This window comes from Pseudomonas migulae (assembly GCF_043225285.1).
In the GTDB taxonomy this organism is placed as follows: Bacteria; Pseudomonadota; Gammaproteobacteria; order Pseudomonadales; family Pseudomonadaceae; genus Aquipseudomonas; species Aquipseudomonas migulae_C.
The window spans coordinates 525,630-542,699 of sequence record NZ_CP171224.1 but is presented as its reverse complement, the minus strand read 5'-3'; the positions used below and the strand labels follow the sequence as shown (position 1 = coordinate 542,699).

The 17,070-nt window shown below is 60.7% G+C and carries 16 protein-coding genes; 7 read left to right on the top strand and 9 right to left on the bottom strand.

Annotated features, from left to right (window positions below):
- Positions 1-2 precede the first annotated feature (2 nt).
- Positions 3-1,166 carry an isovaleryl-CoA dehydrogenase gene (locus tag ACF6ZU_RS02605; protein ID WP_060543519.1) on the bottom strand — a complete coding sequence of 388 codons (1,164 nt, stop codon included), beginning with the start codon at positions 1,164-1,166 and terminating at the stop codon, positions 3-5.
- Between the two features lie 294 nt (positions 1,167-1,460).
- Between ACF6ZU_RS02605 and ACF6ZU_RS02600 the strand changes: the two genes are divergently transcribed.
- The gene (locus tag ACF6ZU_RS02600) at positions 1,461-3,158 is read left to right on the top strand and encodes an AMP-binding protein (protein ID WP_392890371.1); all 1,698 of its coding nucleotides are present in this window, start codon (positions 1,461-1,463) and stop codon (positions 3,156-3,158) included.
- A gap of 58 nt (positions 3,159-3,216) precedes the next feature.
- On the opposite strand, the gene ACF6ZU_RS02595 is transcribed toward ACF6ZU_RS02600, so the two are convergent.
- The 4 genes from ACF6ZU_RS02595 to ACF6ZU_RS02580 all read right to left on the bottom strand — a co-directional run bounded on the left by ACF6ZU_RS02595 (position 3,217) and on the right by ACF6ZU_RS02580 (position 6,395).
- Complete coding sequence (locus tag ACF6ZU_RS02595) at positions 3,217-3,417, bottom strand: hypothetical protein (protein WP_392890370.1); 201 nt, start codon at positions 3,415-3,417, stop codon at positions 3,217-3,219.
- 411 nt (positions 3,418-3,828) lie between these two features.
- Complete coding sequence (locus ACF6ZU_RS02590) at positions 3,829-4,728, bottom strand: hydroxymethylglutaryl-CoA lyase (protein ID WP_392890369.1); 900 nt, start codon at positions 4,726-4,728, stop codon at positions 3,829-3,831.
- A gap of 135 nt (positions 4,729-4,863) precedes the next feature.
- On the bottom strand, positions 4,864-5,262 hold the full coding sequence (locus ACF6ZU_RS02585) for a MerR family DNA-binding transcriptional regulator (protein ID WP_150631041.1): 399 nt from the start codon (positions 5,260-5,262) through the stop codon (positions 4,864-4,866).
- Between the two features lie 203 nt (positions 5,263-5,465).
- Positions 5,466-6,395: a LysR family transcriptional regulator gene (locus ACF6ZU_RS02580; RefSeq protein ID WP_392890368.1), complete on the bottom strand. Its 930-nt coding sequence runs from the start codon at positions 6,393-6,395 to the stop codon at positions 5,466-5,468.
- 176 nt (positions 6,396-6,571) lie between these two features.
- On the opposite strand from ACF6ZU_RS02580, the gene ACF6ZU_RS02575 reads away from it, so the two are divergent.
- Complete coding sequence (locus ACF6ZU_RS02575) at positions 6,572-7,801, top strand: acyl-CoA dehydrogenase (protein WP_392890367.1); 1,230 nt, start codon at positions 6,572-6,574, stop codon at positions 7,799-7,801.
- 125 nt (positions 7,802-7,926) lie between these two features.
- On the opposite strand, the gene ACF6ZU_RS02570 is transcribed toward ACF6ZU_RS02575, so the two are convergent.
- A complete protein-coding gene (locus ACF6ZU_RS02570) occupies positions 7,927-8,733 on the bottom strand; it encodes a TatD family hydrolase (RefSeq protein ID WP_392890366.1) in 807 nt (268 codons plus the stop codon).
- A 235-nt stretch (positions 8,734-8,968) separates the two neighbouring features.
- Here ACF6ZU_RS02570 and ACF6ZU_RS02565 point away from each other — a divergent pair, with 235 nt between their 5' ends.
- The 3 genes from ACF6ZU_RS02565 (at position 8,969) to ACF6ZU_RS02555 (ending at position 11,489) form a co-directional block, all read left to right on the top strand.
- Positions 8,969-10,390, top strand: a complete 1,422-nt coding sequence (locus ACF6ZU_RS02565; RefSeq protein ID WP_392890365.1) for a transglycosylase SLT domain-containing protein — start codon at positions 8,969-8,971, stop codon at positions 10,388-10,390.
- A 107-nt stretch (positions 10,391-10,497) separates the two neighbouring features.
- Positions 10,498-10,932, top strand: coding sequence for a DoxX family protein (locus ACF6ZU_RS02560; RefSeq protein ID WP_392890364.1), 435 nt, complete (start codon positions 10,498-10,500; stop codon positions 10,930-10,932).
- A 248-nt stretch (positions 10,933-11,180) separates the two neighbouring features.
- The gene (locus ACF6ZU_RS02555; protein WP_392890363.1) at positions 11,181-11,489 is read left to right on the top strand and encodes a class I SAM-dependent methyltransferase; all 309 of its coding nucleotides are present in this window, start codon (positions 11,181-11,183) and stop codon (positions 11,487-11,489) included.
- Positions 11,490-11,491: 2 nt separating this feature from the next.
- Here the strand turns inward: ACF6ZU_RS02555 and greB are convergent, their stop codons facing one another.
- The 3 genes from greB to ACF6ZU_RS02540 are packed head-to-tail and all read right to left on the bottom strand — an operon-like array spanning position 11,492 to position 15,211.
- Positions 11,492-11,989, bottom strand: coding sequence for a transcription elongation factor GreB (greB, locus tag ACF6ZU_RS02550; protein ID WP_392890362.1), 498 nt, complete (start codon positions 11,987-11,989; stop codon positions 11,492-11,494).
- Positions 11,990-12,023: 34 nt separating this feature from the next.
- Positions 12,024-14,528: an ABC transporter permease gene (locus ACF6ZU_RS02545; protein WP_392890361.1), complete on the bottom strand. Its 2,505-nt coding sequence runs from the start codon at positions 14,526-14,528 to the stop codon at positions 12,024-12,026.
- Positions 14,528-15,211 (bottom strand): ABC transporter ATP-binding protein, encoded by a 684-nt coding sequence (locus tag ACF6ZU_RS02540; protein ID WP_007939984.1) that lies wholly within the window; start codon positions 15,209-15,211, stop codon positions 14,528-14,530. The genes ACF6ZU_RS02545 and ACF6ZU_RS02540 overlap by 1 nt, the downstream gene beginning before the upstream one ends.
- Positions 15,212-15,221: 10 nt before the next feature.
- Between ACF6ZU_RS02540 and ACF6ZU_RS02535 the strand changes: the two genes are divergently transcribed.
- Positions 15,222-15,827, top strand: coding sequence for an arylesterase (locus ACF6ZU_RS02535; protein ID WP_392890360.1), 606 nt, complete (start codon positions 15,222-15,224; stop codon positions 15,825-15,827).
- A gap of 56 nt (positions 15,828-15,883) precedes the next feature.
- Entirely contained in the window at positions 15,884-16,177 is a 294-nt protein-coding gene (locus ACF6ZU_RS02530) for a hypothetical protein (RefSeq protein ID WP_003226812.1), read from the top strand.
- Positions 16,178-17,070 lie beyond the last annotated feature (893 nt).

The window sequence follows — 17,070 nt, the reverse complement described above, 5'->3', positions numbered from 1 at the left end:
ATTCAGCGGGTTTCGTTGAACAGTTCGCGACCGATCAGCATGCGACGGATCTCACTGGTGCCGGCGCCGATTTCGTACAGCTTGGCGTCACGCAGCAGACGACCCGCCGGGAATTCGTTGATGTAGCCGTTGCCGCCGAGAATCTGGATCGCGTCGAGGGCCATTTGCGTGGCGCGTTCGGCGCTGTAGAGGATCACGCCAGCAGCGTCCTTGCGCGTGGTTTCGCCACGCTCGCAGGCTTGAGCCACGGCATACAGGTAGGCACGACTGGCGTTGAGCTGGGTGTACATGTCGGCGACTTTGCCCTGGATCAGCTGGAACTCGCCGATGCTTTGGCCGAACTGCTTGCGGTCGTGGATGTACGGCACGATCAAGTCCATGCAGGCCTGCATGATCCCGGTCGGGCCGCCCGACAGGACAACACGCTCGTAGTCGAGGCCGCTCATCAGCACTTTCACGCCGCCGTTGAGTACGCCGAGGATGTTTTCTTGCGGCACTTCGACGTCATCGAAAAACAGTTCGCAGGTGTTGGAGCCGCGCATGCCGAGCTTGTCGAACTTGTTGCTGCGGCTGAAGCCCTTCCAGTCGCGCTCGACGATGAACGCGGTGATGCCATGGGGGCCTTTTTCCAGGTCGGTCTTGGCGTAGATCACATACGTGTTGGCGTCCGGGCCGTTAGTGATCCAGGTTTTGCTGCCATTGAGAACGTAATGATCGCCGCGCTTATCCGCGCGCAATTTCATCGACACCACGTCGGAACCGGCATTCGGTTCGCTCATGGCCAGGGCGCCGATGTGCTCTCCGCTGATCAGCTTCGGCAGGTATTTGCTTTTCTGTTCGTGATTGCCGTTGCGGTTGATCTGGTTCACGCACAGGTTGGAGTGCGCGCCGTAGGACAGGGCGACCGATGCCGAACCGCGGCTGATTTCTTCCATCGCCACCACGTGCGCCAGGTAACCCAGGCCGGCACCGCCGTACTCTTCCGGAACGGTGATGCCGAGCAGGCCCATGTCGCCGAATTTGCGCCACAGGTCGGCGGGGAACAGGTTGTCGATGTCGATCTGAGCAGCGCGCGGGGCGATCTCTTTGGCGACAAAGGACTGAACCTGATCGCGCAGCATGTCGATGGTTTCACCGAGGGCAAAATTCAGGGATGGGTAGCTCATGGGTCACCTTTTGGCTTTTTTGTCGGGTGGGGAGGGCAACGATTCAGCTCTCACCTTTACGTTAACGTAAGCCTGTGACGAATGGCTGTCAATCACCCTTTACGTTAACGTCAACTTGAGCGACAGTAGGGCCAGTTCAAGATAGAACGCGGATGGAATTTGTGGGAGCGAGCCTGCTCGCGATAGCGTCGGATCAGTTAGCAGTAATGTTGAATGTGACGACCTCTTCGCGAGCAGGCTCGCTCCCACAAGGGCACCGCGAGCAGCCCATAAATAAAGACAATAGGGGTCGTCATGGATCAACCCAGTGCAAGCCCGCAGCGCAGCTATACCCGTGGTTCACAGGACAAAGCCTTGCTGGCGATGACCATCGGTCAGGCGTTCGATAACACCGTCGCGCAGTACCCGACGGGAGAGGCGCTGGTCGTGCGCCATCAGCAGTTGCGCTACACCTGGCAGCAACTGGCCGATGCGGTGGACCTGCAGGCCAAAGCGCTGCTGGCGCTGGGTTTGCAGGCGGGCGACCGTCTCGGCATCTGGGCACCGAATTGCGCCGAGTGGTGCATCAGCCAGTTCGCCAGCGCCAAGATCGGTGTGATCCTGGTCAACATCAATCCGGCGTATCGCAGCTCGGAACTCGAATACGTGTTGAAGCAGTCGGGCTGCCAATGGCTGGTCTGCGCTGGAGCGTTCAAGACCTCCAACTACCACGGCATGCTCCAGGGTCTGGTGCCTGAACTGGCGGAGCAATCCATCGGCCAGTTGCAAAGTGACCGCCTGCCGGACTTGCGCGGTGTGATCAGCCTCGATGCGCAGCCGCCGTCAGGTTTTCTGCCGTGGTCGCAACTGAGCGATCTCGCCGCGGGTGTGTCCGCCGAGCAGTTGCGCGAGCGGGGTGACAGCCTGCATTTCGACCAACCGGTGAACATCCAGTACACCTCCGGTACCACCGGTTTTCCGAAGGGCGCGACCCTCAGCCACTACAACATTCTCAACAACGGTTACATGGTGGGCGAAAGCCTCGGCCTGACCGCCAATGACCGGCTGGTGATCCCGGTGCCGCTGTATCACTGCTTCGGCATGGTCATGGGCAATCTCGGCTGCGTCACCCACGGCAGCACCATGATCTACCCCAACGATGCCTTCGATCCGCTGCTGACCCTGACCACCGTCGCTGAAGAGAGCGCCACCGCGCTCTATGGCGTGCCGACCATGTTCATCGCCATGCTCGATCATCCGCAGCGCACCGAGTTCGACCTGTCGACGTTGCGCACCGGGATCATGGCCGGTGCGACCTGTCCGATCGAAGTGATGCGTCGGGTCATCAGCGACATGCACATGAGCGAAGTGCAGATTGCCTACGGCATGACGGAAACCAGCCCGGTGTCTTTGCAGACCGGTCCGTCAGACGAACTGGAATTGCGCGTAACCACCGTCGGCCGCACCCAGCCGCAACTGGAAAGCAAAATCATCGACGAAGCGGACAACCTGGTGCCGCGCGGCACCATTGGCGAGCTGTGCACTCGGGGTTACAGCGTGATGCTCGGTTACTGGAACAACCCCGACGGCACCGCCGAAGCCATCGACCAGGCCGGCTGGATGCACACCGGCGACCTGGCCAGCATGAACGACGAAGGCTACGTGTGCATTGCCGGTCGCAACAAGGACATGATCATCCGTGGTGGTGAGAATATTTACCCGCGGGAGCTGGAAGAGTTCTTCTTCACGCACCCGGCGGTGGCGGACGTGCAAGTGATCGGCATTCCGTGTTCGCGCTATGGCGAAGAGATCGTCGCCTGGATCAAGTTCCACCCGGGCCACAGCGCCACCGAGCAGGAGCTGCAAGTCTGGTGCAAGGAACGCATTGCGCACTTCAAGACGCCGCGTTACTTCAAGTTTGTAGAGGAGTTTCCGATGACGGTGACCGGCAAGATCCAGAAATTCCGGATGCGCGAGATCAGTATCGAGGAGTTGCGCATAAACAAGGCGTGACAAATTTCCCCTTGGGGGAGCCAGCCTGCTGGCGATAGCGGAGTGTCAGTCAACATACTTATGTCTGAACCACCGCAATCGCCAGCAGGCTGGCTCCCACAGGGGCGATGGTGAAAACCTGAATCGCAGAAAGCACAAAGGGGAGCCGAAGCTCCCCTTTAATTTGTCGTTGCGCGTGCTCTTTTTTTATTATTGAGGGGCGGTCTGTTTTTGTTTTTAGCAACCGTGACCCTTTACCGCTGTTTTTGTCGATCCCCATCCGGGATCAAGAGCAAACGTATTTTTTTGAGCGCTGATCTACTTTTTCGCTGAGCGATCCAACCAGTTCGGGAGCTACCTGAAGGTAGTTTTATTGTTCTCTGCCCGGTTGCGGGTTACTCCGAAAAGCACCCTGAAAAGCACACCTTCTCCAAAAAAATCTGTTAGCTGCGTCTCTGCCGTGTTGTTCTTGTTATGTCAGAGTCGTTTCGTCTTATTTTTATTGGTTTGCTGCTTTTTATTCTTGTTATGCCATAGAGATAGCAGAAGCCGTGCCAACTTTTTAAAACCTTTGTAAATCAATGATTTAGGTTTTTGTCGGATTTTTCACTCAGGCAAAACCCGACAATTTGTTTCCGTGTTACTCGCTTGCGCCCACATTCCAGCCCACAGCGGTAACACCCCGACACATTCACTGTGCGCTGCGCGCCTTGGCCACGCGCGAACCGGTCGGACGGCCCAGTACCGTACAAATCTGCTGGCCGGCGAGGATCAACGCGTCCAGGTCAATGCCGGTGTCGATACCCAGACCGTTCAACAGATAAACCACGTCTTCAGTGGCGACGTTACCGCTGGCGCCCTTGGCGTACGGGCAGCCGCCAAGGCCGGCGATGGAGCTGTCAAACACCGCGATGCCTTCCAGCAGGCTGGCATAGATGTTGGCCATGGCCTGGCCGTAGGTGTCGTGGAAGTGCCCGGCGAGTTTTTCCCGCGGCACCTCGGCCGACACCACGTCAAACATCCTGCGCGTTGCACCCGCCGTGCCGGTGCCGATGGTGTCACCCAGGGAAATCTCGTAGCAGCCCATCGCATAGAGCTCGCGGGCGACCCGGGCGACCTGTGCCGGCGCCACCTGACCTTCGTAAGGGCAACCCAGCACGCAGGACACGTAACCGCGCACGGTAACGCCGTGTTTCCTGGCGGCGTCCATGATCGGTGCGAAACGCTCCAGGCTTTCGCTGATCGAGCAGTTGATGTTGCGCTGGGAAAACGACTCCGACGCCGCGGCGAACACCGCGACTTCCGTGACCCCGGCGGCGATCGCATCCTCGAAGCCGCGCAGGTTGGGGGCGAGGGCGCCATAGGTCACGCCCGGTTTACGCTGGATCTTCGCGAAGACGTCGGCGGAACCGGCCATTTGCGGCACCCATTTGGGCGAGACGAAACTGCCGACTTCTATATAGCCAAGACCGGCGACGGTCAGCGCATCGACCAATTGCACCTTGTCGGTGACGCTGATGGGTTGTGCTTCGTTCTGCAGACCATCGCGGGGGCCGACTTCGACCAGGCGTACGTGGGAGGGGAGGGACATGGGAATCGACCTGTGCTGATTGTCTGAATGTCGAGAAACCGTGTAGGAGCGAGCTTGCTCGCGAAAATCTATCTGCCGCTGAGGTATGGCATGTAAACGCGTCATCGTTGGCGATTTTCGCGAGCAAGCTCGCTCCTACAGGACCGGCTGGCTTTTCATCGTTTGCTCCAGCGCCTGGGTGCAGCGCTCCTGCGCCGTATCCAGTTCCAGCTTCATCTGTTCGATGTCGAGCATCTGCTGTTCCAGCTGTTCGCGGCGTTCGGCGATTTTGTTGAGCATGGTCTGCAGCTGTTTCTGGTTGCCGCCGGTGGGGTCGTAGAGTTCGATCAGTTCGCGGCATTCGGCCAGGGAAAAACCGATGCGCTTGCCCCGCAGGATCAGCTTGAGGCTGACTTTGTCGCGAGGCGAATAGATGCGTTCCTGGCCTCGACGCTCAGGGCTGAGCAGGCCTTGCTCTTCATAAAAGCGAATGGCCCGCGTGGTGATGTCGAGTTCGCGGGCAAGGTCGGAAATGCTGTAGGTCTGGCTGCTCATGGGCGCGCTCGAAAAAGGTCATGGCGCTAAGCTAATGGCAGGTTGACGTTTACGTCAAGGGGCGTGGATGTGTGGTGTTGCTACCGGCCCCTTCGCGGGCAAGCCCGCTCCCACAGAGATTTCTATCATTCACAAATATTGTGTTCACCCAAAGGCCTGTGGGAGCGGGCTTGCCCGCGAAGAACGATGACGCGGTGCAACGCTTACACCTTATCGAGCTTCTTCTCATGCGCCGTCACCTGCTGGCACAACTCGATCATCTGCTCGCGCATCCAACGGTTGGCCGGGTCCTGGTCGGTGCTTTCGTGCCAGTAAAGGTGGGTTTCCACCGGCGGCACGTCGTTCACCGGCAAGCTGAAAGCATGCAAATCATTACGCCGGGCAAAACGCTCGGGCACGGTCATGACCATGTCGGTCTGCTGCAAAACCTGCGAGGCCATCAGGTAATGCTGCGAGCGCAGGGCAATCTTGCGCTGGATGCCCATCTTGCCCAGGGCCAGATCGACATGGCCGAGCCCGCTGCGGCGGCTGGAAATATGGATGTGGGTCAGCGACAGGTAATCGTCGAGGGTGAATTTTTCCTTGGCCGCCAGCGGGTGGCCCCTGCGCATCGCACACACGTAGCGGTCTTCCATCAACTTGACGTGACGCACCTGCGGGTCGGTGTTGAGCGGCGCATCCACGGCAAAGTCGAGACGTCCGGCCGCCAGCTCCTTGGTGGTCTCCCGGCGCTTGGACAGGAAACTCTCGATGATCACCGTCGGCGCCAGACGGCGCAGGCGCTGGAACAGCGGCGGCAGGATCACCGCTTCGGTGAGGTCGGTCATGCTGATGCGGTACGTCTTGACCGCCTGCAACGGGTTGAAGATGCGGCTTTCCTGGACCGACACGCGCAACAGAGAAAGCGCGTTGCGTACCGGCCCGATGATGTTCTGTGCCATCGGCGTCGGCACCATGCCCTGGGCGGTGCGCACGAACAACGGATCGTTGAACGTCTCGCGCAGGCGGGCCAGAGCGTTTGAAACCGCAGGCTGAGTAATGCCGACAATCTGCCCGGCGCGGGTCAGGTTGGCTTCGGTGTAGATCGCGTCGAAGACGATGAAAAGGTTGAGGTCGACCTTGCTCAGATTCATTGCGCTGCACTCTTATTGTTGGGCTTTTTTGATCAGGCCGAAGGCCCTGGCAATCAGCCGATCATATATCGGTGATGAATGTTAATACACGCCGAGAATAGGCTAGGTAAATTTTCGTAGCTGATCTAGCATCGATTTCATGACCTAAACAACCTCCCCCAAGAAGGTAGCTGCTCATGGATTTCGCTTATTCGCCCAAGGTGCAAGAACTGCGTGAGCGCGTGACCGCGTTCATGGACACCTACGTTTATCCCGCCGAAGCCGTGTTCGAGCGCCAGGTTGCTGAGGGCGACCGCTGGCAGCCGACGGCGATCATGGAAGAACTCAAGCTCAAGGCCAAGGCCGAAGGCCTGTGGAATTTGTTTCTGCCTGAGTCCGAACTCGGTGCCGGCCTGACCAACCTCGAATACGCGCCATTGGCAGAAATCATGGGCCGCTCCTTGCTCGGCCCGGAGCCGTTCAACTGCTCGGCGCCGGACACCGGCAACATGGAAGTACTGGTGCGTTACGCCAACGAAGAACAGAAACAACGCTGGCTCGAACCGTTGCTGCGTGGCGAGATCCGCTCGGCGTTCGCCATGACCGAGCCGGACGTGGCGTCCTCCGACGCCACCAACATGGCCGCCCGCGCTGTGCGTGACGGTGACGAGTGGGTGATCAACGGCAAGAAATGGTGGACGTCGGGTGCCTGCGATCCGCGCTGCAAGATCCTGATCTTCATGGGCCTGAGCAACCCCGATGCGCCGCGTCATGCACAGCACTCAATGATTTTGGTGCCGGTGGACACCCCTGGCGTGAAAATCGTCCGTCCGCTGCCGGTGTTCGGTTACGACGACGCGCCGCACGGTCACGCCGAAGTGCTGTTTGAAAACGTGCGGGTGCCGTACGAAAACGTCCTGTTGGGTGAAGGGCGTGGCTTTGAAATCGCTCAAGGTCGCCTTGGCCCGGGCCGGATTCACCACTGCATGCGTTCGATCGGCATGGCCGAGCGCGCGCTGGAGCTGATGTGCAAGCGTTCGGTGAACCGTACGGCGTTCGGCAAGCCATTGGCGCGTCTGGGCGGCAACATCGACAAGATCGCCGACTCACGGATGGAGATCGACATGGCCCGCCTGCTGACCCTGAAAGCGGCGTACATGATGGACACCGTCGGCAACAAAGTGGCGAAGAGCGAGATCGCGCAGATCAAGGTGGTCGCGCCGAACGTCGCGTTGCGCGTCATCGACCGGGCGATCCAGATCCATGGCGGGGCCGGGGTTTCCAACGATTTCCCGCTGGCCTACATGTATGCGATGCAGCGCACCCTGCGCCTGGCCGACGGCCCGGACGAAGTGCACCGCGCGGCGATCGGCAAGTTCGAGATCGGCAAGTATGTGCCGAAGGAAATGATGCGCAGCAACCACTGAGTGTTACCCCACTGTAGGAGCGAGCCTGCTCGCGATGGACTAATGAACACCGCGTTTTATCCAGTAAACACGCGTTATCGTTGACGTCCATCGCGAGCAGGCTCGCTCCTACAGTAGATCGGGTTTCAGTCGATCGTCGGCAGTCCGTAAAAGGCCCGCGCGCACGCGGTGCTATGGGCTGCCAGGTCTTCCTCGCTCTCCCCACGATGCAACGCCACTTCCCGCAGGACTTCAGTCAGGTACGCCGGTTCGTTGCGACCATTTTTCGGTTTTGGTCGCAAGCTGCGCGGCAGCAGGTACGGCGCATCGCTCTCCAGCATCAATCGCCCGCGCTTGATCTCTTTCACCAGCGGATGCAAATGCGTGCCGCGACGCTCGTCGCAGATCCAGCCGGTGATGCCGATGTGCAGGTCCAGGTCGAGGTAGCTGAACAGCGCTTTCTTTTCGCCGGTAAAGCAATGCACCACGGCGGCGGGCAACTGATCCCGATAGTCCCGAAGGATTTCCAGCAAGCGCTGGCTGGCGTCGCGTTCGTGGAGGAACACCGGCAGTTGCAGGTCGACCGCCATCGCCAGATGTTCTTCGAGGACTTTTTCCTGCTGCGGGCGCGGCGAGAAATCGCGATTGAAGTCCAGCCCGCATTCACCCACGGCCACCACATTCGGCTCCTTGAGCAAACTGCGCAGACGCCGGTCGCTGTCGGCGTTCCAGTCGCTGGCCGAATGCGGGTGAATGCCGGCGGTGGCGAACAAGCGCTGCGCGGTTTCGTCCAGTTGCTGGCACAGCTCCAGCGCCTGTTCACTGCCTTCGACACTGGTACCGGTCAACACCAATTGGCAGACCCCGGCGGCATACGCGCGGTCGAGTACAGCCTGGTGTTTGTCGGCAAAACTGGGGTTGGTCAGGTTGACGCCGATATCGATGAGTTGCATGGTGCTACCTCGGACCAAAGGCCGGAAAGCATATCAGAGCTGTAGATTTATAAGAAAAGCCAAGAACTACAACGAGTTAAAGCTGTCTTTTGATGCCGCGAGGCAAGCCGGGGTGGTCAGCGTGCCATCACTGTGCCAGTCTTTCGCACTTTGCCAGCGCTCAAGGCGCTCTGTTTCTGTCGTTCGATTTCTCAAAATTCTTTGAAATCGGCCCAGTATTCTTTCCGGAGAGTGGATGACACGTCCCTCGATTTTGTTACTGCTGTGTGGTTCGTTGCTGCTGCCGATGCCGGCGGTTGCGCGTCTGGCCGGCCCACTGCAAGCCGTACCGGCGGCCAAGGTGCGCGATCTGCAGGAAATCCGCAGCAGCCGTGTGCTGCGGGTGCTGGTCAACCAGAGCCGCAACAGCTCCGGCGAAGTCCAGGGCCAGGCCATCGGCGTCGAATACCATCGGCTGCGCGCCTTCGAGCAATACCTCAACGGTCATGCCCGCGACGGTCAGGAAGTCACCCTCAAGATCATTCCCAGAGCCAAGGATCAACTGCTCGGCGCATTGCAGCGCGGGGAGGGCGATCTGGTTGCGCCGGGGGAATTGCTCGACTTGCAACCGGGTTTCGCCGTCAGTACCAGCGAGCCGATCGCCAGCAATATCCCGCTGGTGCTGGTCGGGATCAAAGGCGAGAAACGCTACACGCACCTCGAACAACTCTCCGGTAAAACCCTGGCATTGCCCACCGGCAGCGCCGCCGGGGATGCCATCAGCCAGATCAATCAAAAACTGGCCCTGCACAAACTGGCGCCGGTGAAGATCGAATGGGTCGACCCGAGCCTGGCGGTGGAAGACGTGCTGGAGATGGTTCAGGGCGGGATCTTTCACCTGACCATCGTCGAGCAACCCATTGCCGAGCGCTGGGGCAAGATCCTGCCCAAGCTGCGCTTCGATCGGCAGGTGCTCGTCAGCGAACCGGGCGAAGAGTTCTGGTTCGTGCGTCGCGATGCCGCGATGCTGCGGGCGAGCATCGATCGCTTCCTGACCGGTTACAAAAAGCCTTCGGATCAGGACGCGGCGTTCCTGCGTATTTATCGACGTCTCTATCAAGTGCATTACCCACTGGCCAAGAACGATCGCCAGCGCCTGGAAAAACTTCGGCCGGTGTTGCAGAAGCACGCCGATGCACAAGGCATGGACTGGCTGAACCTCGCGGCACTGGCGTTCAAGGAATCTGCCTTGCAGCCCAACGCCCGCAGCGGCAGCGGCCCGACCGGGCTGATGCAGATCACGCCGTCGGCGGCGCAGCGGGTAGGGGTCAGTAACATCCAGGACCTTGACGCCAATGTGCAGGCCGGCGCCAAGTACCTGGCGATGATCCGCCGCAAGTTTTTTGCCAGCCCCAAACTCAACGAGCGCGAGCGCATGGCATTCGTGCTGGCGGCCTACAACATCGGGCCGGAGCGGGTGCAGGGTATGCGCGCCGAAGCGCGGCGGCGCGGGTTGAATCCAAACCAGTGGTTTTTCCAGGTCGAACGCATCGCCATGGAGCAGGTGGGAATGGGACCTGTCAGCTATGTTAATAGCGTGAACAAGTATTACCTGGCGTTCGATAGGGAGCGGGAGTCGTTGGAGCCCCAGGGGCAGAAAGTTGTCTCACGCAAATGATCGACTAAACTGATTGTTATGGCGGAAAAATTGCGCTTTTAACATTTGTTTTACTGATTAATATAGCGGCCAACCAACACACATAACTCCAGAATGGATGACACAACATGAGCTCACTGATCAACAAGGTACTGTTTACTCGCGCTGGCTACGGCCTGACTGTGCTGCGAATCTTCGTCGGCATCATCTTCGCGGCCCACGGCTCGCAGAAACTGTTCGGCGCCTTCGGTGGCTACGGTCTGGCGGGCACTGCGCAGTACATGGAAAGCATCGGCCTGACGCCGGGCTACCTGATGGCCACATTGGCCGGTGGTACCGAGTTCTTCGCCGGTCTGGCCCTGATCATTGGTTTGCTGGTCCGTCCGGCGGCACTGGGGCTGGCGTTCCTGTCGCTGGTCGCTATCTTCACCGTGCATATCAGCCACGGCCTGTTCATGGCCAACAACGGTTACGAGTTCGCCCTGGCCCTGCTCGGTGGCACCATCGCGGTGCTGATCGAAGGCGCCGGCAAGCTGTCGGTGGATCGCGCCATCGCGGGTTGATCGCTCTGGCTCAACGAAAAGGCCCGCATTGCGCGGGCCTTTTTTGTTGTGCGTCATTCTTGACACTGTCCGGTCAGCTTCTCTAGGATGCTGCCCATGCGCCGATTTAAACAGCTACTTGCGGGGCGCCAGGTGACTCATTCAGTTGCCGATAGAAGCTTTAAACAGGCTTCGAAATACCGCTAAAGCGCTGGTTCGGTGTTGCCTCTCACCTGCCATGCAGACTTTTGAGGCAGAGACACGACACGATGAATGCACTAAGCCCCGTTGTACGCCCCGCGCCGATCACGGCACACCTCACCCAGCGCAATCCAAAAATCCTGCTTGGCGGCAAACATCAGCCGACGCTCCTGCGTTATCTCGATGGCTGGCCACGTCGCACCGGTGGGCCCGCCGCGTTCCTGATCCAGTTTGTTGAAGACGGTGAGTCTCTGGCTCGATTTGCCAGCGACAGTTTCGACCTCGCAGTGATTCAGTCTCCGAGTGTCGAAGACGCCCCCGAAATGATCAGGCAACTGACCCGCGTTGCCCGACAAGGGTTGATCACCCGCCGCTGAGCCTAGGGGTAGTCGATCGCCACGATATAAACACACTGCTCGCCGGTCGGCGTCTGCACCCGGACTTCCGCGTCCAGTGCCTTGCCGATCAGGGCGCGAGCGAGGGGTGAGTCGATGCTGATCAGGCCCAGTTTCAAGTCCAGTTCATCCGGGCCGACGATGCGGTAACGCGACTCCTTGCCGTCCTCGTCTTCGATGGTGACCCAGGCGCCGAAGTAGACCTTGTTCGGATCGCTGGGTTTTTCGCTGACAACCTTAAGTGCTTCCAGGCGTTTGGTCAGAAAGCGCACGCGACTGTCGATCTCGCGCAGCATCTTTTTGCCGTAGGTGTACTCGGCGTTCTCGGAGCGATCACCCTGCGCGGCCGCCTCGCTGACCGATTGCGTCACTTGCGGTCGGCGCACATGCCAGAGCTCATGAAACTCGGCCCGCATCCGCGCTTCACCTTCGGGGGTGATCAGCGCGGTGCCAGCTGGGCGGGGAGGGCGATAGCGGCTCATGGCAACTTCTTGTGATTGAGAAGGCTGGAGTCTATCAACCCTCGCGCAACACTGTCAGCGGGCTGGCGTTCAAAGCCCGACGGGTGCCGAACACACCGGCGCCGCCGATGAGCACGGCGCCGATCAATGGCAGCACCAACAGCCATGGATGCGGGTGCCACGGCAGGTCGAACGCGTAGCGATAAAGCACCAGGCTCACCAGCTCCGAACCCAGCGCCGCCAGCAATCCGCTGACCGCGCCAAGCAGGCCGAACTCGATCCGCCGTGCCTTGACCAGCAACTGCCGCTCGGCCCCTAGCGCTCGCAGCAATGCGCCTTGGCGGATGCGTTCGTCCAGTGTGGCTTGCAGGCCTGAGAACAAAACAGCCATCCCCGCTGCCAGCACGAACAACAACACGTATTCCACCGCCAAAGTGACCTGGGCGAGGATGCTGCGCAATTGTTCCAGCAAGGCCTCGACTTGCAGGATGGTCACCGCCGGGAAGGAGCGGGACAGGTCGACAATCTGCTGATCATGACCGGCGGCCAGATAGAAGCTGGTCAGGTACGTCGCCGGCAGATCCTTCAGGGTTCCCGGCTGGAAGATCATGAAGAAGTTCGGCTGGAAGTTGTCCCAGTTGATCTCCCGCAAGCTGGTGACTTTCGCTTCACGGTTGACACCGCCAACGGTGAACACCATGTGATCGCCCAGTTTGAGCTTCAGGCTCTCGGCGACTTTGCCTTCCACCGACACGCCGGGAATGTCGTCCGGCGCCTGTTCGCTCCACCAGTTGCCGGAGGTGAGTTTATTGCCGGCCGGCAGGTCCGCCGCCCAGGTCAGGCTCAGGTCGCGCTGGATGGCGCGATCCCCGGCCGAGTCCTTGCTGACGATTTCCTGCACCGGCTCGCCGTTGATGCTGATCAGCCGCCCCGGCACCACCGGATAAAGCGGCGCGGATTGTGCCGACAGTTCGATCAAGCGATCGGTGAAGGCCTGTTTGTCCGCCGGCAGGATGTTCAGTGCGAAATAGTTCGGGGCGTTTTTCGGCAACTGATTCTGCCAGGTGTCGAGCAATTCGCCGCGCAGCAGCGCGATCAATGCCATCGACAGCAGAATCAGGCCGAAGGCCAGCGACTGGCCTGCCGCTGCCAGTGGATGACGCAGCAATTGCCCCAGCCCGAGCCGCCATGGCAGGGAAGCGCGCGCGAGCATCCGGCGTAGGCTCTTCAATAGCAGCAACAGCAAACCGCCCAGCACCAGCGCAGCCATCACGCCACCGCCGAGCAGGGCGAATGTCAGCAGCAGGTCCAGGCTCAGGCGCCACATGATCAGGCCAAGCGCACCCAGCGCTGCGCCGTAGACCATCCAGGTGCTGGACGGAATGGGCAACATGTCGCGGCGCAATACGCGCAATGGCGGAACCCGACCCAATGCAGCCAAGGGCGGCAGGGCGAAACCAGCCAGCGCCACCAGTCCGGTGCCGATCCCGGCAAGGGCTGGAAACAGGCCGCCCGGCGGCACGTCGGTCGGCAGCAAATCATGCAGCAGCGCGAACAGGCCAAGCTGCGCCAGCCAGCCAATCAACGCGCCGCTGATGCTGGCCAGCAGCCCAAGCACGGTCAGTTGCAAACTGAACAGCACCATGGTTTCCCGACGGGACAGTCCCAGGCAGCGCAACAATGCGCTGGCATCGAAGCGGCGAGTGGCGAAACGCGTCGCCGACAACGCCACCGCGACGCCGGACAACAGCACCGCCACCAGGCTGGCCATGTTCAAGTAGCGTTCAGCCTTGCCCAATGCACCGCCGATCTGTCGGTTGCCGTCGCGGGCGTCCTGGATGCGCTGGTTGGCAGCCAGGCCGGGTTTGATCAGTTGGCGATAGGTTTCCAGCGCTTCGGCATTGCCGCGCCAGAGTTCGCGGTAACTGACGCGACTGCCGGGTTGCACCACACCCGTAGCGGCGAGGTCGCTGAGGTTGATCAGCACTCGCGGCGTCAGGCTGTAGAAATTGCCGGCGCGATCCGGTTCGTAGGTCAGTACGCGCGCCAGTTTCAGGGTGCGCATGCCAACGTCGATGTTGTCGCCGATCTTCAGGTCGAGTGCGGTCAGCAGTCGAGCTTCGACCCAGGCTTCGCCGGGTTTCGGTCCGCCGCCGGGCACTTCCTCGGCATAGGGCGCAGGGGCGCTTTTCAGCTCGCCGCGCAGCGGGTAGACGTCATCGGCGGCCTTGATGCTGGACAGTTGAATGCCGTTGTCGGTGGCGATGACGCTGGAGAACTCCACCACCTGCGCGTGTTCGAGACCCAGCTCGGTGCCGCTTTTGATCTGTTCCGGCCGCGCCGGTGAACTGCCTTCGAGCAGCAGGTCGGCACCGAGGAATTCGGTGGCGCGCAGCATCATGGCGCCATTCAGGCGGGCACCGAAGTAACCGATGGCGGTACTCGCGGCCACCGCCACCAGCAAAGCGAAGAACAACACCCGCAGCTCGCCGGCGCGGGCGTCGCGCAGCAGTTGGCGGATGGCGAGACTGAACAGGCGCAACAGCGGCAGACGTGCCATCAAGGCTCCAGAGGGGCGACCAACAGGCCGGCTTCAAGACGGATCAGGCGCCGGCAGCGATGTGCCAGGCGTTCATCGTGGGTCACCAGCACCAGGGTCGTGCCGCGCTCCTTGTTCAGTTCGAACAGCAGGTCGCTGATGCGCTCGCCGGTGTGGCTGTCGAGGTTGCCGGTGGGTTCGTCGGCGAACAGCACATCGGGCTCGGCGGCAAACGCACGGGCAATCGCCACGCGTTGTTGTTCGCCACCGGAGAGCTGGCGTGGCGAGTGGGTCAGGCGCTGGCCGAGCCCTACGCGTTGCAGCAACTCGGTGGCGCGTTCACGGGCGTCTTTGCGGCCATCGAGCTCCAGCGGCAGCATGACGTTTTCCAGGGCGTTGAGGCTGTCGAGCAACTGAAAGGACTGGAACACGAAGCCGACGTGCTCGGCGCGAATGCGTGCGCGCTGATCTTCATCGAGATTGCTCAGGCCCTGGCCGGCGAGGGTGACTTCGCCGCTGCTCGGCAGGTCGAGGCCGGCCAGCAGACCGAGGAGGGTGGATTTGCCGGAACCGGAGGCGCCAACGATGGCCAGGCTGTCGCCCTTGTTCAGTTCCAGGCTGAGTTCGTGCAGGATAGTCAGTTCACCTTCCGCGCTGGGAACCACTTTGCTGAGGTTCTTCGCGGTGAGAATGCTTGCGCCCATGGAGAATCCGATGCGAGTGTGGTTTTTGAGTGCTGGCCTGGCCTTGATGTGCATGGCCCAGAACGCAGCGGCGGGTACAGTCCTGATCGTTGGCGATAGTATCAGCGCCGGTTTCGGACTGGATACCCGCCTGGGGTGGGTGTCGCTGCTTGAGCAACGGCTCAAGCACGAAGGTTTCGACGATAAGGTGGTCAACGCGTCCATCAGTGGCGACACCAGTGCGGGAGGCCAGGCACGCCTGCCGGCGCTGCTTGCAGAGCATAAACCGGAGCTGGTGATCCTCGAGTTGGGCGGCAACGATGGCCTGCGTGGAATGCTGCCAACACAATTGCAACAAAACCTTGCAGCGATGATCGACAGCTCACGCGCCAGTGGGGCGAAGGTCCTGTTGCTCGGCATGCAGTTGCCACCTAACTATGGCGCCCGCTACACCAAGGCTTTCGCCGAGGTGTACAGCAACGTCGCCACCGAGAAAAAAATCCCGCTGGTGCCGTTTTTTCTCGAAGGTGTGGGCGGGCATCCGGAGCTGATGCAAGCCGACGGCCTGCACCCGGCCGCCGGGGCTCAGGACAAGTTGCTGGAAAATGTCTGGCCGACACTGAAACCGCTGCTTTGACGCTTTTCTAGTGGCGGCGTTTCGGCTAATGTGGCGCCCCCGATTTGGAGCCCCCGATGCCGCGTCCTGCCTGGTCCCTTTTTGCCTATCAACTGATCGAGCCTGACGAGCAGCTGGATCTGTTCGCCTGCCAGGAAGTGCGGGTGCATCTGGTGACCCGTCAGCTGGAGCTGGGCGGCTCGGCGGATCGAACCTTGTGCGGCAGCCTGTTGCCGGCGCAGCCGCGCTGGTCGAGCGTTGACCGGCGGGTGTTTCAGGATCAGCGTCTGTGTTCGTTGTGCCGGGCGATCCTGGAGTCGCAGAAGCGGGGTACTTCGCCGATCTGGCCTGAGTTGCGGTTTGAGCTTTGATCGCCTTTTTTGACGGTGTACATATCCGTTACTGCGGTCACGGCGGCTAATGGTTTCGCCCTTACGGCGAGTCACTTTCGAAAAGCCTGCGCGGCCCGGCGGAAAGTAACCAAAGCGCTTTTGCCCCTTTCGTTCGGTGCCTCGCCATGGCTCGGCATGCCCTCGCTCCGGTCCTGCTCCGTGGGCCCGCCGCCATCGGCCATCCATGGCCGTGCGCGGCTAACCCGGCATCCATGCCGGGTTGCCCACTGCGCAGAACATCCACTCGGCCTCTCGAGGGGGCGACCACCGCCACAGCCGCCGAGGCGGCCTTAAAGCCGACCTGGCTCTTGGTGTACGCGTTCCCTCATTCCGGATATGTACACCGATCCCCTGTAGGAGCCGGCTTGCTGCGGGCGGCGTTCCGACGATGGCGTCCGTTCAGTCAATAAATGTGTCGACTGACCCACCGTAATCGCCAGCAAGCCGGCTCCTACAAGGGATCGGGTTCACACGGTCGAAAGTGTAGGAGCCAGCTTGCTGGCGATGGACGTTAACGATGACGCGGGTTGTCTGGATGAGCGCGGTGTCTGGACGTTTTTCGCCAGCAAGCTGGCTCCTACAGGGGATCGCGTTCGCTTTTGATTCTCACCACTCATCAGGCCGAGCGTTAGCTCGCCTTGGCTTTTGATCTCGCGGTAGCCGCCCCCGGCCATGGATGGCCGATGGCGGCGGGCCCACGGAGCAGGACCGGAGCGAGGGAATGCCGAGTCTAGGCGAGGCACCGAACGAAAGGGGCAAAAGCGCTTGTTTACTTGCCGCTTTTGCAAGTGACTCGCCGTAAGGGCGAAACCAATAGCCGCCGTTACCGAAGAAATGGATATGTACCCCTTCAAAAAGCATCAACGCGCGCT